Origin of the sequence: Microbacterium sp. SGAir0570 (assembly GCF_005491085.2) — a bacterium.
Taxonomy (GTDB): domain Bacteria; phylum Actinomycetota; class Actinomycetes; order Actinomycetales; family Microbacteriaceae; genus Microbacterium; species Microbacterium arborescens.
Genome location: NZ_CP027929.1, coordinates 247,237 through 270,748 on the forward strand (window position 1 = coordinate 247,237; position 23,512 = coordinate 270,748).

25 protein-coding genes are annotated in these 23,512 nt (G+C 69.6%); 12 read left to right on the top strand and 13 right to left on the bottom strand.

The genetic code is table 11. From position 1 onward, the window contains the following. The first annotated feature begins 175 nt into the window (after nucleotides 1–175). On the top strand, nucleotides 176–3,787 hold the full coding sequence (locus C1N74_RS01185; protein ID WP_137749791.1) for a S8 family serine peptidase: 3,612 nt from the start codon (nucleotides 176–178) through the stop codon (nucleotides 3,785–3,787). Between the two features lie 73 nt (nucleotides 3,788–3,860). Here the strand turns inward: C1N74_RS01185 and C1N74_RS01190 are convergent, their stop codons facing one another. Beyond that, complete coding sequence (locus C1N74_RS01190; RefSeq protein WP_023953047.1) at nucleotides 3,861–4,508, bottom strand: FMN-dependent NADH-azoreductase; 648 nt, start codon at nucleotides 4,506–4,508, stop codon at nucleotides 3,861–3,863. A gap of 72 nt (nucleotides 4,509–4,580) precedes the next feature. Here C1N74_RS01190 and C1N74_RS01195 point away from each other — a divergent pair, with 72 nt between their 5' ends. Together C1N74_RS01195 and C1N74_RS01200 are read left to right on the top strand one after the other, a co-directional pair. Further along, entirely contained in the window at nucleotides 4,581–4,910 is a 330-nt protein-coding gene (locus C1N74_RS01195; RefSeq protein WP_088379639.1) for a helix-turn-helix domain-containing protein, read from the top strand. A 33-nt stretch (nucleotides 4,911–4,943) separates the two neighbouring features. Beyond that, complete coding sequence (locus C1N74_RS01200; RefSeq protein ID WP_023953045.1) at nucleotides 4,944–5,477, top strand: GNAT family N-acetyltransferase; 534 nt, start codon at nucleotides 4,944–4,946, stop codon at nucleotides 5,475–5,477. A gap of 10 nt (nucleotides 5,478–5,487) precedes the next feature. On the opposite strand, the gene C1N74_RS01205 is transcribed toward C1N74_RS01200, so the two are convergent. The 3 genes from C1N74_RS01205 to C1N74_RS01215 are packed head-to-tail and all read right to left on the bottom strand — an operon-like array spanning nucleotide 5,488 to nucleotide 6,813. Beyond that, entirely contained in the window at nucleotides 5,488–5,892 is a 405-nt protein-coding gene (locus tag C1N74_RS01205; RefSeq protein WP_023953044.1) for a hypothetical protein, read from the bottom strand. Nucleotides 5,893–5,917: 25 nt separating this feature from the next. Beyond that, nucleotides 5,918–6,352 (bottom strand): GNAT family N-acetyltransferase, encoded by a 435-nt coding sequence (locus C1N74_RS01210; RefSeq protein ID WP_036304710.1) that lies wholly within the window; start codon nucleotides 6,350–6,352, stop codon nucleotides 5,918–5,920. A gap of 32 nt (nucleotides 6,353–6,384) precedes the next feature. After that, nucleotides 6,385–6,813: a hypothetical protein gene (locus C1N74_RS01215; protein WP_023953042.1), complete on the bottom strand. Its 429-nt coding sequence runs from the start codon at nucleotides 6,811–6,813 to the stop codon at nucleotides 6,385–6,387. A gap of 162 nt (nucleotides 6,814–6,975) precedes the next feature. On the opposite strand from C1N74_RS01215, the gene C1N74_RS01220 reads away from it, so the two are divergent. Continuing rightward, nucleotides 6,976–7,323, top strand: coding sequence for a hypothetical protein (locus C1N74_RS01220; RefSeq protein ID WP_088379636.1), 348 nt, complete (start codon nucleotides 6,976–6,978; stop codon nucleotides 7,321–7,323). Here C1N74_RS01220 and C1N74_RS01225 read toward each other — a convergent pair. After that, the gene (locus C1N74_RS01225; RefSeq protein ID WP_088379635.1) at nucleotides 7,296–7,664 is read right to left on the bottom strand and encodes a nuclear transport factor 2 family protein; all 369 of its coding nucleotides are present in this window, start codon (nucleotides 7,662–7,664) and stop codon (nucleotides 7,296–7,298) included. The two genes, C1N74_RS01220 and C1N74_RS01225, sit on opposite strands and share 28 nt — an antisense overlap. Nucleotides 7,665–7,768: 104 nt before the next feature. Between C1N74_RS01225 and C1N74_RS01230 the strand changes: the two genes are divergently transcribed. Further along, complete coding sequence (locus C1N74_RS01230) at nucleotides 7,769–8,731, top strand: NAD-dependent epimerase/dehydratase family protein (RefSeq protein ID WP_137749792.1); 963 nt, start codon at nucleotides 7,769–7,771, stop codon at nucleotides 8,729–8,731. Nucleotides 8,732–8,761: 30 nt separating this feature from the next. Here the strand turns inward: C1N74_RS01230 and C1N74_RS01235 are convergent, their stop codons facing one another. Beyond that, complete coding sequence (locus C1N74_RS01235) at nucleotides 8,762–9,481, bottom strand: O-methyltransferase (protein ID WP_137749793.1); 720 nt, start codon at nucleotides 9,479–9,481, stop codon at nucleotides 8,762–8,764. Between the two features lie 224 nt (nucleotides 9,482–9,705). Here C1N74_RS01235 and C1N74_RS01240 point away from each other — a divergent pair, with 224 nt between their 5' ends. From C1N74_RS01240 to C1N74_RS01250, 3 genes are all read left to right on the top strand, one after another. Beyond that, entirely contained in the window at nucleotides 9,706–10,275 is a 570-nt protein-coding gene (locus C1N74_RS01240) for a GNAT family N-acetyltransferase (protein ID WP_172407760.1), read from the top strand. An 87-nt stretch (nucleotides 10,276–10,362) separates the two neighbouring features. Next, entirely contained in the window at nucleotides 10,363–10,893 is a 531-nt protein-coding gene (locus tag C1N74_RS01245; protein WP_137749795.1) for a hypothetical protein, read from the top strand. Next, complete coding sequence (locus C1N74_RS01250) at nucleotides 10,890–11,408, top strand: RNA polymerase sigma factor (protein ID WP_219994752.1); 519 nt, start codon at nucleotides 10,890–10,892, stop codon at nucleotides 11,406–11,408. The genes C1N74_RS01245 and C1N74_RS01250 overlap by 4 nt, the downstream gene beginning before the upstream one ends. A 60-nt stretch (nucleotides 11,409–11,468) precedes the next feature. On the opposite strand, the gene C1N74_RS01255 is transcribed toward C1N74_RS01250, so the two are convergent. Together C1N74_RS01255 and C1N74_RS01260 are read right to left on the bottom strand one after the other, a co-directional pair. Then, nucleotides 11,469–12,476 carry a pirin family protein gene (locus C1N74_RS01255; protein ID WP_258317967.1) on the bottom strand — a complete coding sequence of 336 codons (1,008 nt, stop codon included), beginning with the start codon at nucleotides 12,474–12,476 and terminating at the stop codon, nucleotides 11,469–11,471. Then, nucleotides 12,473–12,814 carry a GNAT family N-acetyltransferase gene (locus tag C1N74_RS01260; protein WP_023953027.1) on the bottom strand — a complete coding sequence of 114 codons (342 nt, stop codon included), beginning with the start codon at nucleotides 12,812–12,814 and terminating at the stop codon, nucleotides 12,473–12,475. Before C1N74_RS01260 ends, C1N74_RS01255 begins: the two co-directional genes overlap by 4 nt. Nucleotides 12,815–12,942: 128 nt before the next feature. Here C1N74_RS01260 and C1N74_RS01265 point away from each other — a divergent pair, with 128 nt between their 5' ends. The 3 genes from C1N74_RS01265 to C1N74_RS01275 are packed head-to-tail and all read left to right on the top strand — an operon-like array spanning nucleotide 12,943 to nucleotide 16,626. After that, nucleotides 12,943–15,198 (top strand): carbon starvation CstA family protein, encoded by a 2,256-nt coding sequence (locus C1N74_RS01265; RefSeq protein ID WP_137749796.1) that lies wholly within the window; start codon nucleotides 12,943–12,945, stop codon nucleotides 15,196–15,198. 3 nt (nucleotides 15,199–15,201) lie between these two features. Then, complete coding sequence (locus tag C1N74_RS01270; RefSeq protein ID WP_023953025.1) at nucleotides 15,202–15,408, top strand: YbdD/YjiX family protein; 207 nt, start codon at nucleotides 15,202–15,204, stop codon at nucleotides 15,406–15,408. An 18-nt stretch (nucleotides 15,409–15,426) separates the two neighbouring features. Beyond that, nucleotides 15,427–16,626 (top strand): glycoside hydrolase family 3 protein, encoded by a 1,200-nt coding sequence (locus C1N74_RS01275; protein ID WP_181405568.1) that lies wholly within the window; start codon nucleotides 15,427–15,429, stop codon nucleotides 16,624–16,626. A gap of 40 nt (nucleotides 16,627–16,666) precedes the next feature. On the opposite strand, the gene gtfA is transcribed toward C1N74_RS01275, so the two are convergent. From gtfA to C1N74_RS01300, 5 genes are read right to left on the bottom strand one after another with little or no spacing between them, the layout of a single operon-like run. Further along, a complete protein-coding gene (gtfA, locus tag C1N74_RS01280) occupies nucleotides 16,667–18,145 on the bottom strand; it encodes a sucrose phosphorylase (protein ID WP_137749797.1) in 1,479 nt (492 codons plus the stop codon). Between the two features lie 25 nt (nucleotides 18,146–18,170). Next, nucleotides 18,171–19,136, bottom strand: coding sequence for an alpha/beta hydrolase fold domain-containing protein (locus C1N74_RS01285; RefSeq protein WP_023953022.1), 966 nt, complete (start codon nucleotides 19,134–19,136; stop codon nucleotides 18,171–18,173). After that, entirely contained in the window at nucleotides 19,133–19,957 is an 825-nt protein-coding gene (locus C1N74_RS01290) for a carbohydrate ABC transporter permease (protein WP_064955134.1), read from the bottom strand. The genes C1N74_RS01285 and C1N74_RS01290 overlap by 4 nt, the downstream gene beginning before the upstream one ends. Continuing rightward, the gene (locus C1N74_RS01295) at nucleotides 19,954–20,916 is read right to left on the bottom strand and encodes a carbohydrate ABC transporter permease (protein ID WP_023953020.1); all 963 of its coding nucleotides are present in this window, start codon (nucleotides 20,914–20,916) and stop codon (nucleotides 19,954–19,956) included. Before C1N74_RS01295 ends, C1N74_RS01290 begins: the two co-directional genes overlap by 4 nt. Before the next feature lie 9 nt (nucleotides 20,917–20,925). Further along, complete coding sequence (locus tag C1N74_RS01300; RefSeq protein WP_088379628.1) at nucleotides 20,926–22,281, bottom strand: ABC transporter substrate-binding protein; 1,356 nt, start codon at nucleotides 22,279–22,281, stop codon at nucleotides 20,926–20,928. A gap of 134 nt (nucleotides 22,282–22,415) precedes the next feature. Here C1N74_RS01300 and C1N74_RS01305 point away from each other — a divergent pair, with 134 nt between their 5' ends. Then, on the top strand, nucleotides 22,416–23,504 hold the full coding sequence (locus tag C1N74_RS01305; protein WP_137749798.1) for a LacI family DNA-binding transcriptional regulator: 1,089 nt from the start codon (nucleotides 22,416–22,418) through the stop codon (nucleotides 23,502–23,504). The last annotated feature ends 8 nt before the right edge of the window (nucleotides 23,505–23,512 follow it).

Here is a 23,512-nt window from a genome sequence, read left to right on the forward strand (position 1 = left end):
ACGCGCGCAGGGCGGTTCCCTCGTGGGCCGTGAGAAATGCCTCGGTCGGGGTGGCGCTTCCGTGACCTGAATGAAAGCCGAGGGTTCCTTGTGTCGGAACTGTGAGCTAGGTTGACTTCACCGCGCGCCGCCGACGCCGCGCGGACTGCTCATCCATCCCCCCACTGGAGCGCACATGGTTCGCACCACCCTGCGAACAGTCGCGGCTGTATCCCTGGCTGCACTGTTCACGAGCTCTGCCGCAACGGCATCCTTCGCTGCAACGGGAGAGGGGGTGAACATCCCGGTTCCGATCGAGAGCGAGAGCGGGCGATACATCGTCCTGCTCGATGAGGCTCCTGTCGCGACCTACGAGGGCGGCGAGGCCGGCCTCGCGCCGACCAAGCCTGACGAGGGCGAGCGTCTCGACGCCCAGTCCCGCGCCGTGACCGACTACTCGGGCTTCCTCGAGCAGCGTCAAGAAGAGGTCGCGAGCGAAGTCGGCGCGACTCCCGACGCGACCTACCAGACCACCCTCAACGGGTTCGCGGCTCAGTTGACGGCCGACCAGGCGGGCAAGCTGGCTGCCAAGAAGGGCGTGCTCGGCGTCTTCCCCGACGAGATCCGCCACGTCGACGCCGTGCCGTCGACCGAGTTCCTCGGGCTCGAAGGCACCGGCGGTGTCTGGGAGAAGGTCGGCGGCATCGATGCGGCGGGCGAGGGCGTCGTCGTCGGCGTCGTCGACACGGGCATCGCGCCCGAGAACCCCGCGTTCGCCGGCGACGCGCTCGGCACCTCGCCGGGCGATCAGCCCTACCGCGACGGTGACGAGGTCGTGTTCACGAAGGCCGACGGCGGCGAGTTCCGCAGCACGATCGTCGATCAAGATGCCGGCACGAAGGATGCCTGGGACCCGTCGCTGCTGAACACCAAGCTCATCGCTGCGCACTACTTCGGCGACGGCGCCGCGGCCAACGGATTCTCGTTCGCCGACGACCACCTGTCGCCGCGCGACGGCGACGGGCACGGATCGCACACGGCGAGCACCGCCGCGGGCAACAACGGCGTCGAGGCCACCGTCGAGGGAATCGACTTCGGCTCGATCTCCGGCGTCGCACCGGCTGCCAAGGTCGCGTCGTACAAGGCCTGCTACGTCGGTCCCGACCCGCTCGTGACGACCGACGACATCTGCGCCCTGAGCGACCTGCTGGCCGCGATCGACCAGGCCGTCGCCGACGGCGTCGACGTGATCAACTACTCGATCGGCGGCGGCTCGGCCACGACCGTGCTCGCGCCGGAAGACATCTCGTTCTTCAACGCGGCAGCGGCCGGTGTCTTCGTCGCGACGAGCGCCGGCAACTCCGGACCCGACCCGGTCACGGCCGACCACGCGTCGCCGTGGTACGCCACGGTCGCGGCATCCACGATTCCGACCTGGGAGGGCACCGTCCGCCTCGGCGAGGAGGGCGACACGTCCGCCGCGCAGTTCCCCGGCGCGTCGGTGTCGGTCGGATTCGGCGACACGATCTCGGGCCCGTCCGTGTTCGCCGGCGATGCCGGCCTGGCCGGCGCCACGACGCCCGAGCTCTGCCTGCTCGGCTCGCTCGACCCGGCGAAGATCACCGGCAAGATCGTCGTCTGCGACCGCGGATCTAACGCTCGTGTCGAGAAGTCGCAGGCGGTCGAAGAGGCCGGCGGAATCGGCATGATCCTGACCAACGTCACGCCCGCCTCGCTCGACAACGACTTCCACTCGGTTCCCACCGTGCACGTCGCCGACACCGCCCGCCCGGCTGTGCTCGAGTACGTCCAGGGAGGCACCGACCGCGTCGTCACCCTGATCGGCGAGAACGTCACCGGCACCGAGACCCCGGTTCCCCAGGTGGCGGGCTTCTCGAGCCGCGGACCGATGCTCGCCGACGGCAGCGACGTCATCAAGCCCGACATCACCGCTCCTGGCGTCGCGATCCTCGCGGCCACCGAGAACGGCATCGGCGAGGACCCGACCTTCGGCATCCTCTCCGGCACCTCGATGTCGTCGCCGCACGTCGCCGGACTCGCCGCGCTCTACTTCGGCGAGCACCCGCAGGCGACGCCCGCCGAGGTGAAGTCGGCGATGATGACGACCGCCTACGACACCGTGGACGCAGCCGGCGACGCCGTCACCGACCCGTTCACGCAGGGTGCCGGTCAGACCGACCCGACGAAGTACTTCGAGCCCGGCCTGCTCTACCTGAACGGTCCGGCCGACTGGGCCGCCTACCTGCAGGGCCTGGGGCTGCGAGACTTCGGTGTCGACCCGATCGACCCGAGCGACCTCAACCTGCCCTCCATCGGCGTCGGCGCGCTCGGCGCGCCGCAGACGGTGACCCGTACGATCACGGCCACCGAGGCCGGGACGTACGAGGCGCAGGCATCCGTTCCCGGCATCGACGTGCAGGTCTCGCCGTCGTCGGTGACCCTCGGCGCCGGCGAGTCGGCCACGGTCGAGATCACGCTGTCGCGCGTCGATGCTGCGATGGGCGAGTGGGCCACCGGCTTCCTCACCTGGACGGGCGGGGCGAACGACGTGCGCTCGCCGATCGCGGTGTTCCCGGTGCCGGTCGACGCTCCCGAGTCCGTGTCGGGCGCCGGCACGACCGGCACGGTCGACGTCACGGTCGCGCCGTCGCTGACGGGTGAGATCGACCTCGGCCTGTCGGGTCTCGTGCCGCAGGAGCTGCGCGTGAACCCGGACTTCCCCGAGGTGCCCGGCCACTCCGGTGACCAGGACTCGTTCTACGACGAGGGCGAGGCCGGCTTCAACACCTACGAGATCGTCGACGTCCCCGAGGGCACCGAGTTCGCGCGCTTCGCCGTCGAGACCGAGGCGACGGAGACGACCGACCTCGACATGACGGTGTACCGCGTGGTCAGTCCCGACGACCTGCGCTACTACGAGCAGTGGTCGTCGGCGACGGCATCGGCCAACGAGGCCGTCTCGCTCACGGCCCCCACCGCGGGCACCTACCTGGTCAAGGTCAACCGGTACTCGTTCAGCGAGCCCTTCACCTACGACCTCACCACTGCGGTCGTGGCGGCGGGAGCGACGGGCGGCGAGTTCACCGCGACCCCCGACCCGCTGCCGACGGTGCAGGGCGAGAAGGCGACCTACACCCTGTCGTGGGCGGGCCTCGAGCCCGAGACGTCGTACCTCGGCGTCGTTCGCTACGGCGACTCCTCGATCCGGACGATCGTCGAGGTCGAGTCGGGCCAGGGTGCGCCGGTCGCGGTCGTCGCTCCCGAGGTGTCGGGGTCGGCGAAGGTCGGCGGCACGCTGGAGGCGACCGCTGGCGAGTGGGACCCCGCAGAGGTCAGCGTCGCGTACCAATGGCTTCGCGGCGGCGAGCCCATCGAGGGTGCCACCTCGGCGTCGTACAAGGTGACGCGCGCCGATGTCGGCACGGCGCTGTCGGTGCGGGTCACCGCGACGGCGGAGGGCAACCCCCAGACCGGAACCGCGGTGTCGAACGAAGTGTTCGTCAAGTTCGCCTCGGCGACGACCGTGTCGCTCAACCGTTACGTCGGAACGGCCTCGCAGCCCTACGTCGTCTCGGTGAAGGTCACTCCGACCGGTGGCGCCCCCGCGACGGGCACCGTCGACATCTGGGTGAACTCGACCCGGTACAGCGCGGATGTCGTCGACGGCACGGCGCGGGTCGAACTGCCCCGGCAGTCGCGCGGGCTGAAGGTCGTCGTCGCCACCTACAACGGCAGCGACACGGTCGAGGGATCGCTGGGGCTCAGCGGATTCCTCGTGCTGTGGTGATGACCGGCTGACGCACTTCTGTGCGGATGCGCGGGGCGCTCGGACTTCGGTCCGGGCGCCCCGTCGTCGTGTTTCAGGCGGTGCGGGATGCAGCGAGCGCACGCCCGGCGCTGACGGCATCCCGTTCGGCGTTGGCGCGCAGCTCGGCCGCGGCTTCGGTGAAGGCGTCGAGCGCAGGGTTCACGCCGACGAGCGTGAAGGGACGGTGGACGACCGTGAGGTCGAGGCCCCACACGTCTGCGAACACGCGCCGGAGCCACCCGGTGGAGTGGTCCCAGCCCTCCTTCGGGCTGCCGGGCTCGTAGTTGCCGCCCAGCACGGTGACGAGCGTCGCCGGCTTGCCGCGCAGAGCGGTTCCCTGCGGGTCGATGCGCGGGTCGGTGTAGGCCAGGTCGAACCACGTCTTCACGTGCTGCGAGACGCCGTAGTTGTACAGCGGCACGGTGAACAGCAGGGCGTCGGCACCGATCAGCTCGTCGGCCAGCTGCTCGCGCAGGGCGATCGCGTCGCGCTGGCCATCGGTCTGCTGCTCGGCGGGCGTGAATCCGGCCGTCACGGCATCCCGCCATGCGGTCGCGGGGACCGGGTCGGCGGCGATGTCGCGGCGCATGACATCGCTCGAGGGGTGGGCGGCGAGCCATTCGGCCTCGACGAGGTCGCCCAGCTCGCGGCTGGCAGAGGTGGCGGGCAGGATGCTGGCATCCAGGCGGAAGAGGGTCATGCGCTTCTCCGATCAGAGGGGCTATGAAAAACAAAGCGACTTCGGGAACGCTAGCACACGTACGATGGAGGCATGACCGATGCCCACGACGCGCGACAGTGCGACGCCGCGGTGTCGCATGCGTTCTCGGTGCTCGGCAAGCGGTGGAACGGCATGATCGTCGACGTGCTCGGGCAGGGCGAGCTCTCGTTCGTCGGCCTGCGTCGCGCCGTCGCCGGTATCAGCGACGCGGTGCTCTCCGACCGGCTCACCGAGCTCTCGGATGTCGGACTCGTCGTCCGGCGGGTCGAGCCGGGACCGCCCGTCGCGGTCACCTACGCGCTGACCGAGGCCGGCTCGCGCCTGGTGCCGATCCTCAGCCAGCTGGGCGAATGGGCCGACGGCAACCTCACGCGGCGCTGAGCGCGTACCGGAGACAGCCCGAGAATAGAGACCGTGATCAACGGCTTGAACCTCCCAGCAACCGTCCGCGCCCGCTCGGCGGATGTCGTCATCCGTCGCGCGACGTCGGATGATCTCGATGCGATCGTGCTACTGCTGTCGGACGACCCGATCAGCGCGGGGCGTGGCGACCTTGCCCGCGACGAGGACCGCGGCGCGTACGCAGACGCGCTCGAACGGATCGTCGCGAACCCCGCCAACGAGCTGCTGGTCGCGGTCGACGAGACGGGGCAGGTCGTGGCGACCCTGCAGCTGACCCTCATCCCCGGGATGGCGCGGCGGGGGAGCACCCGTCTCCTCGTCGAGGCCGTACGCGTCGCGAGCACCGAACGCTCATCCGGCATCGGCACGGCGCTCATGCGGTGGGTGATGGATGCCGCGGCGGTCGAGCTCGGCGCCTCTCTCGTGCAGCTCACATCGGATGCCGCGCGCGTCGACGCGCACCGCTTCTACCGCAGGCTCGGGTTCGCCGACTCGCACGTCGGGTTCAAGTACGCCGTGCCCTCGGCAACGACCAGCGCCCGATGACGGAGATTCGTCACGAGCTCTGTCTGGTGAACGGCCAACTCTGTGCGTGCGTGAAGGGGAGAGCGACCACCTGCACGGGGTCCTCGTAGAGGATCGTTCCCGGATAAGTCGTCCGGACCTCGTGCCAGGGAACGTCGTAGCGGTCGAGCAGGTCGAGGTATCCCGCCGTCAGCGCGAGAATGTCGTGCGCTTCAGTCTTGAACCACGAGCGCCCGCCGGGAGGCGCATACGGGCCATAGGCCTCAGCCGGTGCGTCGTAGAGGCTGTTGGCGCGATCGTTCGCCGCCCGCCACCAGACTTCGTCCTCGGGTTGGAGCATGCCGTCGTGCGCCAGGCCGTTCGCTAGGGCGAAGACGCCGGGAAAGCGTCCGTTCCGGTTGGGAACCGCGCTCTGGAATCGGACGAATCGCTGCACACGGCGACGATATCGGCGTTCGGGATCAGGCCTCTGCCCGCAGGGTCAGCCACACGTCGACGTCGTCCTCGCTGTCGAGGGTGAAGCCGTGCCGCTCGTACAAGCGCCGCGCGGCGCTGCCCTGCAGGACGTTCAGGCGCGTCGGTCCGTCGTGCGGCTGGGAGATCACCGACCGTAGAACGGTGCTGCCGATGCCTCGCCCCTGCACGGAGACGGGTAGGTAGAAGTGCTCGATCCAGCGGGTGGCGCCGTCTGGGCGGGTCGTGATGCAGCCGGCATCCGTTCCCTCGACGACGATGATGCGGGTCCACTCGGGTCGGAAGCCCGCGCGCATCCGCTCGCGCACGCGGTGCTCGTCGAAGCGGCCGAGGCGCTCGAGGTCGACGCGCAGCACGTCGGCGCGCAGGTCGACGAGCCACTCGATGTCGGCTCGGACCGCGGGGCGCAGAGTGACGTCCATCCCACCGAGTCTAAAGACCGGCCGGATCCGGATCACTGGGCCTCCTGCGCTGGCGTCCATGCGTAGAACGTCCCGTCGCTCTCCGCCACTGCCCACTCGCCGCAGACGGCGACACGGTCGATCGCGTAGACATCGGGAGCCGAGGCGATCTCCATGGTCGGCGCCGAGACCCGCTCGACGTCCTCGCACGCTGCAAGTCCGTCCTCGCTCGAGAACAGGAGTGACTCGGCCTCGGCCCGGGTCGACACGACCCGCGTGATCTCACGCGCGTCGGGCGGCAGCCACGCGGGTGCTTCGCCGCGCGCCTGCGCGAACTCCTGGGCCGTCGCGTAAGAGCTCTCCGCTCGACCGTAGGCGACCGAGTCGATGGCGGCGCAGCCCGACAACGTCAGCAGGATGGCTGCCATGCCGAGGGCGGCGGCGCCGGGTGGGATGTCGCGGGGGAGGCGGGGCTTCGTCATGCCATCGACGCTACGAAGACCCGCTGTCTGCGTCGTCGCTCGCGTGGATGAGCGACATCAGCCTCGCGGATGATGTCGCAGCCGTCCCCGCCGATGTCGACAGATGCCAACCGTTCAGTTGGATTCTGCTAGCGTTAATCCAACCGAACGTTTGGAGTTTTCATGCGACCGCTTCCGCGCCCCCTTCAGGCACTCGTGACGTGGGCGGTGATCCTGCCGCTCTCACTCGGAGTATCGGCTCTCACCGCTCCGATGACCGCTGGCTGGCCCGATGTCGCGAGGACAGCTCTGGTGATCACGGTCGTCGTGCCGCTCGCCGTGTTCTGGGCAGTGCCTCTGCTCGCTCGTGCTGTGCAGCGGATGCGGGGCACGCCGGCTGCGGTCATCGCGGCGTCGTGCCCCGCCCCGGGCCTTGCCGGCAAGCCGTCGACCACGTCGGCCTGCGCGACGAATCCGGGCGAGGCCTCCGGTCGCGGCGGCGGTCATTTCCACTCGCCTTCCCAGGTGTAGAGATCGTCGGTGACGGCGTACTCGCGAAGCTGCGCGATCTTGCCGTCGCGCTCGGTTGCGATGGTCGCCCCCAGGAGCCTCCGGTCCTCACCGTTCTGGTGGTACTCGAAACGCCACTCGGCCACGAGGAGATCTCCGGCCCGGGCTTCGTTCGTGATCGTCCAGTCGAGAACGCGCGACCCCTCCTCGTTCCACTTCTCGCACCACTCCCGCACGCGCTCCCGGCCGTAGTACACAGGCCCGAAGCTCTCGGTGATCACGACATCCTCCGTGACGGTCTCGACGATCCGCTCGGTGTCGTTCGTCTTCCACGCTGCGATGTAGTCGGTGAGAGCGCTCATCGCACCATTCAACAACCGCGCTTCGCCCGGGCGCACCCGGCGCAGTTTGCGCCTATAGCGAAGGTGACTCCTCTGCGTCGGTCGGTGCCTGTTGACTGGCGGGCATGAGACGGATTCTCGTGCTGGGCGGAACCGGATGGCTGGGGCGCGAGGTTGCGCGACGGGCGCACGAGAGCGGAGCCGAGGTGGTCTGCCTGGCGCGCGGCGAGTCGGGACCGGCGCCGGATGGTGTGCGACTCGTGCGCGCCGACCGATCGCTCGCCGGGGCTTACGAGGGTCTCGGGGGTGAATGGGATGACGTTGTCGAGCTCGCCTCCGAGCCGCAGCTCGTCGAGTCCGCTCTGAAGGCGCTCGCGGCCCGAGCGGCGCACTGGACTCTCGTCTCGAGCGTGTCGGTATACGCGGACAACAGCACGCCCGGCGCCGACGAAACGGCGCAGCTGGTCGACCCACAGAACCTCGCCGAGTATCCCGACGCGAAAGTGGCCGCCGAACGGGCCTCCGCGGCAGAGCTCGGTGACCGCCTGCTCATCGCCCGACCCGGTTTGATCGCGGGTCCGGGTGATCCGAGCGACCGCCTCGGCTACTGGCCGGCGCGGCTGCACCGCGGTGGCAACGTGCTCGCTCCGACGATGAGTCAGCGATTCGTCCAGTTCATCGACGTCGAGGACCTCGCGGACTGGATCGTCAGCGCGGGCGCGGCCGGGATCGCCGGCGTCGTCAACGCCGTCGGTGAGGCTCACACCATGGAGGACTTCTTTCGTGCCGCACGGTCGGTCGCCGGGTTCGACGGCGAACTCATCACGGTTGACGACGAAGAGCTCCTCGCTCTCGACGTGCATTATTGGGCCGGCCCCCGGTCTCTCCCGTTATGGCTGCCGATCGAGGCCGCGGGCTTTGCCCAGCGAGCGGGAAGCGCCTTCGTTGCCACAGGAGGTCGGTCGCGACCGCTCGCTGACACCCTGACCCGTGTGCTCACGGACGAGATCTCGCGCGGCCTCGACCGGTCCCGGCGCTCCGGGCTGACGACGGACGAGGAGCAGGAGGTCCTCGCCGCGGTCCGCTAGTCGCCCAGCTCCGCGGCTGCGGGACAGGGATCAGGTCCGACGGGCGATGATCAGCCCGTCCCAGCCTTTCACGCCGACGGTTTGCAGCGCCGTGGCTGTCAGATCGTCTCGTGCGGCGATGGCGTCGACGACGTCTCGCACACCGATCACGCGGGGATCGTCCGAGCCCGCGCCAGCGACGGCACCGTCGCGCACGACGTTGTCGATGATGATGACCGCGCCGGGACCCGTGAGCTCGAGAGCAGCCTGCAAGTACAGAGGGTTGCTGGGCTTATCCGCATCGATGAACACCAGGTCGAATGGTTCGGTGCCTTCACTGATGAGTCGTTCGGCGGAATCCGCGGCCGAGCCCTCGACGAGCTCGATCCGGTCGGCGAGGCCCGCTCGCTCGAAGTTCTCTCGTGCAACCTCCGCGTTGGCCGGCTCGAGCTCGAAGGTGACGACCTTCCCTTCCGGGCCGACAGCACGGGCGAACCAGATCGTCGAGTAGCCAGCGAGGGTGCCGAATTCGAGGACTCGTCGAGCGCCGGAGAGCTGGGTGATGAGCCCGAGGAGCGCGCCCTGGTTGGCGGCGACCTCGGCGTTCGGCATCGTCGTGCGTTCGCCGGATTGGCGTGCGGATGCGAGTGCGTCGTCCTCGCGTACGAGCGCGTCGGTGAAGTAATCGTCTACGGCCCGCCAGGCCGGGGCGGACGCATAGCGGTTGGCGGGCGCTGTGGAATCGACATCGGTGCTCGGCGGGTGCGTCATGCTCTTCATCCTCCCACCGAGGCTGGTCGGTCCTCGCCTCCGTCCGTCGGTCGCCCGAGGAATGAGCCCGGGCTGGAGCATCGACATCGGTAGCCTGCGACGAGAGGCGGATTCGTGTCAGTGTCTCGAGGGTGAGCGGCCGGCGGGTACGGCGGCCAGTGAGGACGATCATGACGAGTGCCTGGGTAGACCGATGGGTCACGGGGTGGTGCAATTCGCGGCAGATGCAACGATGCCGCGATGGCGACAGCTGGCTCGTGGAGGTCGGGGCAGACGGCCGTTCCCAGGAACGCGTCGCGTCGACGGCGTCGCTGACAGAAATCGACCGCCTGGTCGCCGTGACGAGCGAGCCCGATGTGAGGTTGACTCTCATCGGCGAACTCGACGCGTCGATGCATGACGCTGTCGCTGTTCTCGATCCCGCGAACACGAGCGAATGCATGATGAGCGCGCGTATCCAGCCGGGCATCGTGCCGACCGAGGTCGAAATCGAGCAGGACGGGCCGGTGGCTTACGCCCGGATCCATATGGACGGCGAGCTGGCCGCTCACGGGCAGGTCGCCGTGGCTGCCAGCGACGCGGTGTTCGATCGCATCAGGACGATGTCGGCATTCCAACGCCGAGGGCTCGGGCGCCTGATCATGACCGGCCTCGCCGCCTGGGCGGCCGAGCAGCGGGCGACGACGGGAATCCTCGTGGCGAGCGCCGACGGACGCAAGCTTTACGAGAGCCTCGGATGGTCTCAGGTCGCGCCTATCGCGATGTTCCGCGGACGGGGTGATGAGCGAGGCTGACCACGCGGCTCCTTCACGACCTCTCGCTGTCGTGCAACGTTCGGCCGAGGTCCGGCCATGTACGTGGTGAGCACCGAGGAGGACTCCATGGACACATCGATTGATGACCTGTTGCGGGCAAGTGCCCCGCGCCGCGTATCAACGGACGGAATGGTTGCAGCTGAAGTAGATCGCGTCGGGATCGCAGCGCGCGTTCATGCGGCGCGCCGGCGGCGTGTCCGCCGGCTGTCGTGGGTCGCTTTGCCGGTGCTCGCCTTGCCGGGAATCGCACTCGCGTCCACAGCCGGCACCGATCCGCGAATGATTCCCGACTTCGAGATTCCCGTCTCGTACGTCACCGACACCGGTCGTGAGATCTCTTGCTCGATCGAGCTCTTCAACGGCGAACTCGACTACGTCGAAACGAACACCGAGGCCGTCGAGTACATCGCGGCTCAGAACTGGGATGGTGTCGGACAGAAGATCTACGAGAGGGCTTTGGAGCGCGAGGCCGCTGGTCTTTTCTCGCCGTGGTTCGGAGCGGCGGACGATGTGATCTTCGCCGGGGTTGACGACTACATCCTTCCGGGCGACGGCGGGCTCGGCCGAGACACCGACTGCACGGGACAGCTGCATTGACGGGCGCATCTGAGCCCGCGCCGACGAACAACCAGCGCGTCGCCCAGCTCGTGAAGGATCACGCCGGTGCGCTCCTGGACTACTTCGTCCGGCGTGTGCCCGATCGCGAAGATGCCGCAGACCTCTTGGGAGAAACCCTCGTCGTCGTGTGGCGTAAGGCGCGGTCGGTCCCCTCCGAGGCCGTCGAAGCCCGGATGTGGATGTTCGGTATCGCTCGCCGCGTTCTTTCTCAAGGCCGGCGGTCGCATGCACGTCGGCATGCGCTCGCGAACAAGCTCGCACGACACCTCGCGGAGTTGCCCCGGACCGAGGAGCAGGATCATGCCGCCGATGTGCGCGCTGCGATCACCCAGCTCCAGGTGATCGATCAGGAGATCATCCGCCTCGTCTACTGGGATGGATTCACGCTGGTGGAGGCCGCGCGGCACCTGGGAATGAATGCCGCCACGGTTCGCAGTCGACACGCGAGAGCGAGGTCGCTGCTGCAGACGCTCCTTCACACCGAACGCGTCTGACGGGCCACGTCGGGTCGGGGGCGTGGCTCGAACCGGGCCACGCCTCCATCAGCGGATGGGTCAGAGCCGGCGGCGGCGGGGCGTCAGCCGCACGTGCGGCAGCGGCGGCGCGGGGATGCGCTCGTCGCCGTGGCCGACGACGTGGCCGAAACGATCGGATGCCGCTTCCCACTCCTCGCGCGCGACCTCGATCTCGTCGTGGCTGCGGCCGACGAAGTTCCACCACATGACGATCTCGTCGCCGAAGGGCTCGCCGCCCAGGAGGAAGACCGTCGCATCCTCGTCGCCGGCGGTCAGGCGGGTGCCGCGACGACCGTCACCGAGGTAGAGCAGGGCGCCGGGTGCGACGGCATCCTGCGTCTCGGCGTCCGCGCCTGCCTCGGCCGCCTCATCCGTCCCCTCCACACGAACCGATCCGAAGACCGGCACGACGGCGTACTCCCACGCGGTCTCGAGGGGCAGGTCGACGATCGCCCCGGCGGGCAGTCGGAGCTCCGCGCCGACGATCGGCGTATGCATCGTCGCGGGCGAGACGGCGCCGGCGAGCTCACCCACGACGACGGTCGCCGTGGCCCCGCCGCCGAGGTCGAGCTCGGGCAGGTCGTCGTGACGCTCGAAGTCGGGAGCGCCGTGGCGGCGCTCCTCGGGGAGGGCCACCCACAGCTGCAGCGCGTCGAGCGGGATCGGCTCGTCGCCGACCGAGTACTCGGAGTGGGCGATGCCGGCGCCGCTGGTCATGATGTTCAGCGCGCCGCGCTCGATGACGACGTCGCTGCCGAGGGTGTCGCGGTGGTGCACCTCACCGGCGAGCGGCCAGGTGACGGTCTGCAGTCCGATGTGCGGATGCGGCTCGACGCGCATGCGCGTGCGCTGCGGGCCGAACCGGTCGAGAAAGCACCAGGCGCCGACGAGCGGCAGATCGCGCTGCGGCAGGAAGCGGTGCACCGACATCGCGCGCACGCCTCCGAGCGGAACCTCGCGCGCCTCGAGCAGCGCGCGCCGGGGACCCGGCGATCCCGCCCCCGGGTCTTCGTCGACGGGCGCCGTCTCGGCGTCGAAGCGGGTCACGCCGACGGTTCCGCCGGGGCAGCGGCGTCGACGGCATCCTCGTCGCGCCACGCGATCTTCAGGCCGGGAACCTCGTTCTCACGAAGGAACTTCACGATGAACGGGCACTCGGGAACGACGGTCTCGCCACGTCGCGCGACGTCGGCGAGCGCATCGGCGGCCAGCGCCTTGCCGAGGCCGCGCCCGCCGAAGGCCTTGTCGACCTCGGTGTGATCGAACACCAGGCGTCCCTCGTCGTCGCGCCGGAAAGCGGCGAAACCGGCGGCCACGTCGCCGACGTGGAGGTCGTAGCGGTCCTGCTCGTCGTTGCGGATCACGGTGGGGGTCTCGTCGGTCATGGTGATCTCCTCTCGATCACCTCCACGGTAAGGCCGGTCGAGACCATTACGACCGAATACCGGGAATGCCTCGGAGCATCCGCCTAAGCTGGGAAAACGCAATGAAGCGCCTTCCCCCAGGAGAACCGATGCCTCGATCCTCGTCCGACATCGTCACCGATCCGAAACTGCCGCCGGTCGCCGTCTCCGACGAGCAGCACCGCGCCGCCGCGCGCTGGACGCCGTTGAAGGTCGTGATCTGGATCGCGATCGCCCTGCTCGGCGGACTCGCCTGGGTTATGCTCGCCGTCGTCCGCGGCGAGACGGTCAATGCGATCTGGTTCGTGTTCGCCGCCGTCTGCACCTACCTCATCGGGTACCGCTTCTACTCCAAGGTGATCGAGCGCTACCTGCTGCGCCCCGACGACCGGCGCGCGACCCCGGCCGAGGTCAAGCAGGACGGCAAGGACTACGTCCCCACCGACCGCCGTGTGCTCTACGGCCACCACTTCGCGGCCATCGCCGGGGCCGGTCCGCTCGTCGGCCCGGTGCTCGCAGCACAGATGGGGTTCCTCCCCGGGACGATCTGGATCATCGTCGGCGTCGTCGTCGCGGGCGCCGTGCAGGACTACACCGTGCTCTTCTTCTCGATGCGCCGCGGTGGCCGGACGATCGGTCAGATGGCCCGGCAGGAGCTCGGGCGCATCGGCGGCACCGCCGCGATCGTGGCATCCCTGCTCATCATGCTGATCATCGTCGCGATCCTCGCGCTCGTCGTCGTGAACGCGCTCGGCGAGAGCCCGTGGGGCGTCTTCTCGGTGTCGATGACGATCCCGATCGCCCTCTTCATGGGCGTCTATCTGCGCTACCTCCGGCCCGGCAAGGTCACCGAGGTCTCGATCATCGGGTTCGTGCTGCTGATGGGCGCGATCATCGCCGGAGGCTGGGTCGCCGACACGGCCTGGGGTCAGGAGATCTTCCACCTCGACCGCACCGTCATCGCGTGGGGCATCATCATCTACGGCTTCGTCGCCGCGGTGCTACCGGTGTGGCTGCTGCTCGCTCCCCGCGACTACCTGTCGACCTTCATGAAGATCGGCGTGATCGTCATGCTCGCCGGGGCGATCGTGCTCGTCCGACCCGAGATCTCGGTGCCGGCGGTCACGATCTTCGGTGAGAACGGACTCGGCCCGGTGTTCGCCGGCCCGCTCTTCCCGTTCCTGTTCGTCACGATCGCCTGCGGCGCGCTCTCGGGCTTCCACGCGCTCATCGCTTCGGGTACGACACCGAAGCTCGTCGAGAAGGAGCGCCAGACGCGCTTCATCGGATACGGCGGCATGCTCATGGAGTCGTTCGTCGCGATCATGGCGCTCGTTGCCGCGATCTCGATCGACCAGGGCATCTACTTCGCGATGAACGCGCCCTCGGCGGCGACCGGGGGCACCGTCGAGGGCGCGGTCGCCTTCGTCAACTCGCTCGGTCTCACCGGGGTCGAGATCACGCCCGATCTGCTGATCTCGACCGCGGCCGACGTCGGCGAGGAGTCGATCGTCTCGCGCACCGGCGGCGCGCCGACCCTCGCCCTCGGGCTCGCGCACATCATGCAGCAGGCCCTCGGCGGCCAGGCCATGATGTCGTTCTGGTACCACTTCGCGATCATGTTCGAGGCGCTGTTCATCCTCACCGCGGTGGATGCCGGAACCCGCGTCGCCCGCTTCATGCTGCAGGACTCCATCGGCGCCTGGATCCCGCGATTCCGCGACGTATCGTGGCGTCCGGGCGTGTGGATCACGACGGCGATCATGGTCGCCGGGTGGGGCGCCATCCTGATCCTCGGCGTCACCGACCCGCTCGGCGGCATCAACACCTTCTTCCCGCTGTTCGGCATCGCCAACCAGCTGCTCGCGGCGATCGCGCTCGCCGTCGTGCTCGCGATCGTCGCGAAGCGCGGACGCTCGTACGTGAAGTGGATCTGGATCATCGCCGTGCCGCTCGCCTTCACCGCGGTCGTGACGATCACCGCTTCGGCGTACAAGATCTTCTCGCCGGTGCCCGCGATCGGCTACTGGGCGAACCACTTCCGCTACCGCGACGCCCTCGCCTCGGGAGACGAGAGCCTGGGGCCGGGGGCGACGGTGGAGGCGGTCATCCGCAACACCGGTGTGCAGGGCACGCTGTCGATCATCTTCGTGGTCCTCGCGATCATCGTGATCGTCTCGGCCGTCGTCGTCGCCGTCCGGGCGATCGTGCGGGGTGGGGGAGACGAGACCGAGGACCCCGCCGTCCCGTCCCGCCGCTTCGCGCCTGCCGGCTTCATCCCCACCGGCCCCGAGCGCGAGCTCGAGAAGGAGTGGGAGCCGCTGCTCGCCGAGGAGCGGGCCGAGACCGCGCGCCGGGGGCACTGACCGATGGTGCAGAGCGCCGGTCGGGCCGTCCTCCGCGTCGCCCGCGCGGTGCACTGGTACGTCACCTCGCTCATGGGCGACAACGCCTACGCGACGTACCTGGCGCACCAGCGCCGGACGCACCCCGACACCCAACCCCTCACCGAGCGGCAGTTCTGGCGCCAGCGCATGGACGACCAGGACCGCAACCCCGGTGCGCGCTGCTGCTGACCGGGTGACCATGGAAGGGTGACCCGCACTCCCTCCTCCTCGCGCGCCGCCCGTTCTGCGTTCGCCGCCGCCCTGGTCGGGGTGCTGGCGTTCGCCGCCGGCTGCGCCCCCGAGCCCGGACCGGCCGACCCGACGGCGTCCGCCCCGAGCCCGACCGCAACGGGTCCGGCACCCCCGACACCCACAGCCTCGCCTGGCCGGGCGGCGGCCCTCGGGCTGGAGGGCTGCGTCGGGCAGGTGCTCATGGTGGGGACGCCCGTCGACACGGTCTCGCCGGATGCCGCAGCGGCGATCCGCGACCGCGGCGTCGGCGGACTGTTCCTCCATGGCCGCTCGAGCTCGGGCGTCGAGGCCACGGCGGCTCTCGTCGCGCAGTTCCGCGACCTTGCGCCGGAGGGCTCGCCGAAGCTCTGGGTCGCGACCGATCAGGAGGGCGGCGAGGTGCAGGTGCTGAGCGGACCCGGATTCGACGAGATGCCCTACGCCGTCCGGCAGGCCGATCTCGGCCCCGACGCGCTCCGCGCCGCGGCCACCACGTGGGGCGCTCAGCTGGCGGCAGCGGGCATCGATGTCAATCTCGCCCCCGTCGCCGACATCGTCACGAGCGCCGACACCCGATCGAACAACCCGCCCATCGGAGCGCTCGGACGGCAGTACGGCTACGACGAGCAGACCGTCGCCGCGGGCGCCGGGGCATTCGCCGACGGGATGCGCGCATCGGGCGTGCTGCCGACCTTCAAGCACTTCCCGGGGCTCGGGCGGGTGGATGCCAACACCGATTACACCGCCGAGGTTCTCGACACGGTGGTCTCGGCGGAATCGCCGGATGTCGACGTGTACCGGGCGCTCACGGCATCCGGTCCGTCGATCGTGATGGTCGGCACCGCGCGGTACCAGAACATCGATCCCGACCACCCGGCCGCGTTCTCTTCGGCGGTGCTCGACCTGCTGCGCGATCGGGTCGGCTTCGACGGTGTCGTCATCACCGACGATCTGTCGGCCGCGGCCGCCGCGGAGATCGTCGCCCCCGGCGATCGGGCCGTCGAGGCGCTGTCGGCGGGGGTCGACATCGTGCTCGCGTCGGCCGATCCGACGGTGCTCCCCGCGATGTACGACGCGGTGCTCTCGCGGGCCGAGTCCGATGCGGCCTTCGCCGAGCGCGTCGACGAGTCGTGCGGCCGAGTGCTGGCCGCGAAGGATGCCGGCACGGCCGGCTGATGCTGCGGGTGAGGCGGTCGCCCGCCCCACCCGCCTCGGCTCAGTTCCCGGTGAGTCGCGCGTGCGACCAGGTGCTCGTCGCCGAGCCGTCGGTCGCCGTCAGCTGGAACGACGCGTCGCCCAGGTCGAAGCCGAGCGTGACCGACGCGTCGGCGGCATCCCACCGCAGCTCACCGCGCGTGTCTCGCAGGTCGTGCGAGAACGTCCCGGCGAAGGCGGGGTGGGTCGCGCGCAGGCGAAGCGCGTCGAGCTGGAGTCCGACGACCGGTCGCGCGAGCGCGGCATCGATCTCGTCGGGGGTGTAGTGGTGCCGGTTGACGTCGCGGCCGACGCCGGTCGCCTTCAGCAGATCCATGTCGTTCTCGCCGGCGAGGAGCCCGACGTAATACACCTGCGGGATGCCCGGGGTCATGATCTGCAGCAGCCGCGCGAGCGCGTAGCGCCGGTCGTCGCGCCCGAGAGCATCGTAGAACGTGCAGTTGACCTGGTACAGATCCAGGTTCGATGCCGCCGCCCCGGTCGCCTGCCGACTGGTGCCGCCGCTCGCGTCGTGGATCGCCTCGACGAGGGCGTCGATCTGCTCGGGCTCGAGCAGGCCGGGTTCGCCGGGGGCGAGGTCGCTCACACCGACGTCGATGATGCCGATGCCGTCGTGGGTGTCGAGGACCGTGATCGAGTTCGCGGGACGGATCTCGAGCCAGCGCGCGAGCGGGCGCGCGTCGTGCGCGTGGAGCGCGTGCAGCACGAGGGGCGGCAGCGCGAAGTCGTAGACGTAGTCGACCGTCCGCGCGATCGCGATCTGCTGCGTGTGGTGGCCGTGGATCTCGAGCAGCACCTGGGCGCCCCGATCGTGGGCGAGCTCGAGGATGCGCTGCGTGTAGCGCTCGGTCGCCGCCGTCATGAAGCAGCTGGTGCCGGCCTCCTTGCCCGTGTAGCCGACGGCGTCGAGCCGGAGCATCGAGGTGCCGCCCGCGACGAGCGCGTCGATGACCGCCGTCAGGTACTCCCAGGCGGCGTCGGCGCGGAGATCGATGTCGATCTGCTCCGACGTGAACGTCGTCCACACCAGCCGCAAGCGGTCGCCGAGGACGATGGCGGTGAAGGGCAGCCCCGGGCGGGGGCGGTAGATGCGGGTGAGGTCGGCCTCGGTGACGCCGTCCGGGAAGACGGAGTCGAGCGTGAGGAACATCGGCGCGAACGGCGATGCGTCGCCGCGTCGGCGGACGTCGGCGAAGGCCGCCGAGTCGGCCGAGACGTGGTTGACGATGAGGTCGCTCATGACCGTGTGGGTCTCGCTCAGCGCGCGGACGTCGTCCCACGTGCCCAGACGCGGATCGATGGAGGCATGGTCGACCGGATCGAAGCCGGCGTCCGCACCGTCGAACGGGGTGAAGTAGGGCAGCAGGTGCACGCCGCCGAAGGCGTCGGACAGCCGGATCGCGAGCAGATCGCGGATGCCGGTGACGGTGCCGCCGAGGCGGTCGACGTAGGTGATGAGCTGGGGGGAATCGGGGTTCATGGGTTCTGGGGGTTCTTCCGAGGGGTCAGATGCGGTGGAGCAGGCGGCGCAGCCACTCTTCGCGGGCACGTCGCGCGTCGCGCGCGAGGACGGTCCACGGCGCGAGGAAGTCGAACGCGTGCGCTCCGCCGGGCCAGACGTGCAGCTCGGCGTCGCCGCCGTCGGCCCACATCCGTCGCGCGAAGGCGACGCACTCGTCGCGGAACGTCTCTGCCGAGCCGACGTCGATGAAGGTCGGCGGCAGCCCCGCGAGCGAGTCGGCCACGGCCGGCGACGCGTACGGCGGGACGCCGCCCTCGACATCGGCCAGATAGGCGGCCCAGGCGGTCGCGTTGGCGTCGCGGTCCCACGAACCGTGGCCCGCCATCTGCCGTGCCGATTCCGAGTCGGAGCGGTGGTCGAGCATGGGGCACAGCAGCACGAGCCCCGCGATGCGCGGACCGCCGTGATCGCGAGCGAACAGGGCCGTCGCCGCGGCGAGGCCGCCCCCGGCGCTGACCCCCGCGACGATGATGCGGTCGCCGTCCAGGGCGGCGGGGGCGTCTGGCCCGGCCAGCCAGCGGAGAGCGGCAGCGGCATCCTCGAGCGCTGCGGGGTACGGGTGCTCGGGGGCGAGCCGGTACTCCACCGAGACGATCGCGCAGCCGGTGCGCTCGGCGAGCTCGGCCGTGGCCGGCATGTCCGAGTCGGCGTTCCCCGCGATCAGCCCGCCTCCGTGCAGGTGCAGGATGACGGGCGCCGGACGGCGCACGACGGCGGGCGTGTAGACGACGACGCCCACCGGCGGGTCGTCCTCACGCCACCCGGGGACGAGCAGCTCGTCGCGCTCGAAGGCGCCGTGCGCGGTGAGCTCGGCGAGCGGAGCCGCGACCCCGGACGCGCGCACGCGCGGGATCTCGTCGCTGCTCATCGACACGACCACGAGGTCGTCGAACTCGGCGAGAGCGCGGGCGACGGCGTCGTCGAAGGGCGGCCGTGCGACATCCGTCATCCCTTCACCGCCCCCTGCAGCAGCGCCGCCACGAACTGGCGCTGGAAGATGAGGAACACCAGGAGCGTCGGCAGCAGGATCAGGATCGACCCGGCGCACAGCAGCGGGATGTCGGTGCCCCACTGACCCTGGAACGCGCCGAGCGCGCCGGCCATCGTGCGCTTGGTCGGGTCGTCGACGAGGACGATCGCGAGCAGGAACTGGTTCCAGGTCCACAAGAACAGCAGGATCGCCAGCGATGAGATCGCCGGTCCCGACAGGGGGACGTGGATGCGCCAGAACAGCTGCCACGTCGTGGCGCCGTCGATGCGCGCCGCCTCGGTGAGCTCGTGCGGCATGTTCACGAAGTGAGCCCGCATCCACATCACGGCGAACGGCATGAACAGGCCGATGAGCGGCAGGACGATCGCCAGCTGGGTGTTGAGGAGGCCGTATCCCTTCATCTGGTAGTAGATCGGCACGATGATGCCCTCGAAGGGCAGCGTCAGGCCGAGGACGAACAGCACGAAGATCGCACGGGCGAAGGGCACGCGCAGGTGGCCCAGGGCGAAACCGGCGAGCGTCGCGATGACGAGCGAGATCGGCACGACGCCGAGCTCGATGAGGGCGCTCGACCCGAGCATCTTGAGCATGTCGGCCGACTGGAACGCGAGCGCGAAGTTGTCCCAGTGCGGGGTCTCGGGCCACGACAGGCCCTTGGGGTAGGTGCCGGGCTCGTGGAGCGCGGTGACGAAGAGCGTGATGAACGGGATGATCGTGAACGCCATCACCACGATGAGGACGATGCGGCCCGTCCAGGCCTCGACGGCGGAGGTTCTCATGCGTCTTTCTCGCTTCCGCGCGTGATGCGGTTCAGGGGCAGGACGATCACCAGGACGAGCACCGTCAGCACGACGGCGAGGGCCGACGCCTGTCCGACCTCGCGCTGGAAGAACGCGAGGTAGTAGATCTCGAGACCGGGCACGGTGGTCGAGCCGCCGGGACCGCCCTGCGTGGAGATGTAGATGATGTCGAAGCTGCGGAGGGCGTTGATCACCGTGATGAGGATCGCGACGCCGAGCTCCTGGCGCACCGCGGGCAGCGTCACGGTGAAGAACTCGCGGATCGGACCCGCACCGTCGATGCGGACGGCTTCGTAGAGCGCCGGGTCGATCTTGGTCATGCCCGACAGCATGAGAAGCATGCAGAGCCCGAGCGAGACCCACGCTCCGATGACGCCGACGGCGGGGAGGGCGGTGTCGAAGTCGCCGAGCCACGCGCGCGTGACGCCGCCCAGTCCCACCAGGCGCAGGGCCTGGTTGACCAGGCCGTCGGCGGCGAGCAGCCAGGTCCACATGATGCCGGCCGCGACGAGGGGGATCACCTGCGGCAGGAACAGGACGGTGCGCGAGATGCCGGCCAGACGGCTGCCCCCGAGCTTGCGGATCAGGGCGGCCGAGACGAGTCCGAGAATGACCGGCACGATCGAGAAGTACAGGATGAGCTTCAGCGCGTTGACGATCGGCACGAGCAGCGTCGAATCGGTGAAGATCCGGATGTAGTTGTCGAAGCCCGCCCACGTCGCGGTGGTGATGCCGTCCCAGTCGTAGAACGAGTACTGGACGGTCGAGCCGAGGGGGATGAGCACGAACATCGCGTAGGCGATGAGCGCGGGGGCGATCAGGGCGAGACCGATCGACCTCTCGCGCAGACGCCGCGTGGTGACGCGGCGCCTGCGCGGCCGAGAGGCCGACGAGTCCCGGTTTGCCCGGCGATCGCCGAGCTGTCCGGTGACGGTCATCGGGACGGCCTACTCCTTCTTCTGGCTGAGGTAGTCGGACTGCACCTTGGTCAGCAGGCCGTCGGCGGTCTGCTTTCCGGCGAACAGCTCCTGGAGGTTCGGCGTCAGCGTCTTGGCGTAGATCGACCCGGTCGCGTTGGCGATGAAGTCCATCGAGCCGTTGTTCGCCGAGAGGTCGGCGCCGGCGGCGAGGGTCTCGGCGGTGACGCTGCCCTCGGCGATCTCGGGCATGAAGGCGTCGGCCGGGCCCATGGGGTGCGAACCGCCGGACTCGACGGCGATGGTGCGTGCCGTCTCGTTGGTCGCGACCCAGTCGAAGAAGAAAGCCGCGCAGTCGGGCTCGTCGGCGTAGGCCGAGACGCCGTACGTCGTCGGCGCCGACATCGCGCCGACCTGGCCGCCGGCCTCGACCGGGGGCATGAGGAAGAAGCCGACGTTGTCGGGCATCTGTGCGTCGAGGTTGCCCGACTCCCAGTCGCCGTTGAAGATGAAGACGCTCTCGCCGCCGATGAAGCGGCTCATCATCTGCGAGTAGTCCATCGAGTTGATGTCGGGAGCGAAGTAGCCGGCGTCGATCCAGCCCTTCAGGTGCTCGGCCGCCTCGAGGTTCTCGGGGGTGTCGATCGTGGCGTCGTCCTTGAGGAAGATCCAGTCGTTGATCTTGCTGGGCTCACCGTACGAGGCCATGAGCGCCTGCAGCGGGAAGGCGAGGCCGCCGGTCGCGCCGCCGTTGAACTGCGCGACGGGCGTGAGCCCGGCATCCTTGGCCGCCTGCAGGTAGCCGTCGAGCTCGGCGAGGGTCGCGGGCGGCTCGGTCATGCCGGCCTGCGCAGCGAGGGTCTTGTTGTAGAAGACACCCGTCACCGAGTAGTTGATGCCCATGCCGTACAGCGGCCCGTCGCCGCGCTGTCCGTTCTCGTCGACGCGCAGCTGCTCGAGCTGCGAGGAGGGCCACTGGTCCCAGCCGTAGGCCTCGGCGTAGGGATCGAGGTCGTAGAGCAGGTCGCTGTCGACCAGGTCGACGATCGTGGGGAGACGCATGATGTCCGGCGGGGAGTCGACCAGCACACGGGGCGCGTTCTGGGTGATGACGGCGAACTGGTCTTCGCGCAGGTTCACCGTGACGTTCGGGAACTGCTTCTCGAACTCGGTGGCGAGGTCGCTGAAGACCGGGAAGCCCGTCTCGACGTAAGCGTCGAGGGTGACGTCCTCCGTTCCGCAGGTCGTCTGGATCGGACCGCCGGATGCCGCGCCTTCGCCGGCGGGGGCGGCGCTCGGCGGAGCACAGGCCGAAAGGGTGACCGCGACGGCGAAGCCGGTCGCCGCGGTGGTGAGAACACGTCGTCGCATTCGTGTCGACATCATCGTCTACCTTCTGTGGGTGGTGGAGGGGCAGGTGCTGCTAACACGAAATAGCACCTGGGCTAAAACGTACTAGCTAGTGGCGGTTCTTCGCAATCGCGGCATACTGAAGCTGCACCGGAGCGAGAGGGGGAGAGATGAACCGCAAGCGCGTCACGCTGGCACAGGTCGCCGCGGAGGCCGGGGTCGCGGCATCGACGGCATCCCTCGTCCTCGCCGGACGCGGCAGCGAGCTGCGCCTCTCGCAGGCGCTCCAGGAGCGGGTGCGCGCGGCCGCCGAGCGGCTGGGGTACCGTCCCAACGCCGTCTCGGTCGGGCTCCGCACGGGCAGCACCCGCACCCTCGCCTTCATCTCCGACTCGGTCGCCTCGTCGCGACTGGCCGGAGAGATGATCAAGGGCGCCATCGACGCCGCCCGTGCGCGCGGTTTCCTCGTGTTCGTCGGCGAGACCGGCGGCGATGTCCAGCTCGAGCGGCAGCTGCTCAACGCCATGTTCGACCGGCAGGTCGACGGCCTGGTCCTGGCTTCGATGATCACCCACCGCCGGGCGCTGCCTCCCGAGGCGACACGCACTCCCGCCGTTCTGCTCAACCTCGAGGTCGACGGCGCGACGGATGTTCCGCGGGTGCTTCCCGACGAGTATGCCGCCGGTCGCGAGGCGGTCGGTCACCTGCTCGAGCGCGGGCTCCGCGACATCCACCTGATCGGTGCCGGGCCGACAGAAGACGACGCGCCGCCGTTCTCACTCGGCGCGCAGCAGCGACTGCACGGCATCCTCGACGCGCTGCGGGATGCCGGACTCGAGCCGGCATCCGGAAGTCCCGTCATCCAGTGGCTGCCGCCCGAGGGCTTCCGGCTGACCTCGCGGCTGCTCGACGGGGGAGTCGTGCCGCAGGCGCTGATCTGCTTCAACGACCGCCTGGCGATGGGCGCGTATCAGGCGCTCGGCGAGCGAGGCCTCGCGGTGCCCGACGACGTGTCGGTCGTCTCGTTCGACGACGTCTCGTTCGCCCAGTGGCTGCGTCCGGGGCTCACGACCTTCGCGCTGCCCCACCGTGCGATGGGCAAGCGAGCCGTCGAGCTTCTCATCGACCGGGTCGAGGCGGCGAAGGATGACACCGGTGCGGGCGACGCGGCGGTCGCGCCGTCGCTTCTGCCGATGCCGCTGCGTGTCCGGGCATCCGTGCGAGAGGTCGACGCGGCGGCCGCCGTTCCGCGGGCGTAGGGCAGACT

Coding starts and splice junctions, on each gene's coding strand:
- C1N74_RS01185 (WP_137749791.1), top strand. CDS start 176: ATGGTTCGCACCACCCTGCGAACAGTCGCGGCTGTATCCCTGGCTGCA.
- C1N74_RS01190 (WP_023953047.1), bottom strand. CDS start 4,508: ATGACCCTCTTCCGCCTGGATGCCAGCATCCTGCCCGCCACCTCTGCC.
- C1N74_RS01195 (WP_088379639.1), top strand. CDS start 4,581: ATGACCGATGCCCACGACGCGCGACAGTGCGACGCCGCGGTGTCGCAT.
- C1N74_RS01210 (WP_036304710.1), bottom strand. CDS start 6,352: ATGGACGTCACTCTGCGCCCCGCGGTCCGAGCCGACATCGAGTGGCTC.
- C1N74_RS01215 (WP_023953042.1), bottom strand. CDS start 6,813: ATGACGAAGCCCCGCCTCCCCCGCGACATCCCACCCGGCGCCGCCGCC.
- C1N74_RS01220 (WP_088379636.1), top strand. CDS start 6,976: ATGCGACCGCTTCCGCGCCCCCTTCAGGCACTCGTGACGTGGGCGGTG.
- C1N74_RS01225 (WP_088379635.1), bottom strand. CDS start 7,664: ATGAGCGCTCTCACCGACTACATCGCAGCGTGGAAGACGAACGACACC.
- C1N74_RS01230 (WP_137749792.1), top strand. CDS start 7,769: ATGAGACGGATTCTCGTGCTGGGCGGAACCGGATGGCTGGGGCGCGAG.
- C1N74_RS01235 (WP_137749793.1), bottom strand. CDS start 9,481: ATGACGCACCCGCCGAGCACCGATGTCGATTCCACAGCGCCCGCCAAC.
- C1N74_RS01240 (WP_172407760.1), top strand. CDS start 9,706: ATGCAACGATGCCGCGATGGCGACAGCTGGCTCGTGGAGGTCGGGGCA.
- C1N74_RS01245 (WP_137749795.1), top strand. CDS start 10,363: ATGGACACATCGATTGATGACCTGTTGCGGGCAAGTGCCCCGCGCCGC.
- C1N74_RS01260 (WP_023953027.1), bottom strand. CDS start 12,814: ATGACCGACGAGACCCCCACCGTGATCCGCAACGACGAGCAGGACCGC.
- C1N74_RS01265 (WP_137749796.1), top strand. CDS start 12,943: ATGCCTCGATCCTCGTCCGACATCGTCACCGATCCGAAACTGCCGCCG.
- C1N74_RS01270 (WP_023953025.1), top strand. CDS start 15,202: ATGGTGCAGAGCGCCGGTCGGGCCGTCCTCCGCGTCGCCCGCGCGGTG.
- gtfA (WP_137749797.1), bottom strand. CDS start 18,145: ATGAACCCCGATTCCCCCCAGCTCATCACCTACGTCGACCGCCTCGGC.
- C1N74_RS01285 (WP_023953022.1), bottom strand. CDS start 19,136: ATGACGGATGTCGCACGGCCGCCCTTCGACGACGCCGTCGCCCGCGCT.
- C1N74_RS01290 (WP_064955134.1), bottom strand. CDS start 19,957: ATGAGAACCTCCGCCGTCGAGGCCTGGACGGGCCGCATCGTCCTCATC.
- C1N74_RS01295 (WP_023953020.1), bottom strand. CDS start 20,916: ATGACCGTCACCGGACAGCTCGGCGATCGCCGGGCAAACCGGGACTCG.
- C1N74_RS01300 (WP_088379628.1), bottom strand. CDS start 22,281: ATGATGTCGACACGAATGCGACGACGTGTTCTCACCACCGCGGCGACC.
- C1N74_RS01305 (WP_137749798.1), top strand. CDS start 22,416: ATGAACCGCAAGCGCGTCACGCTGGCACAGGTCGCCGCGGAGGCCGGG.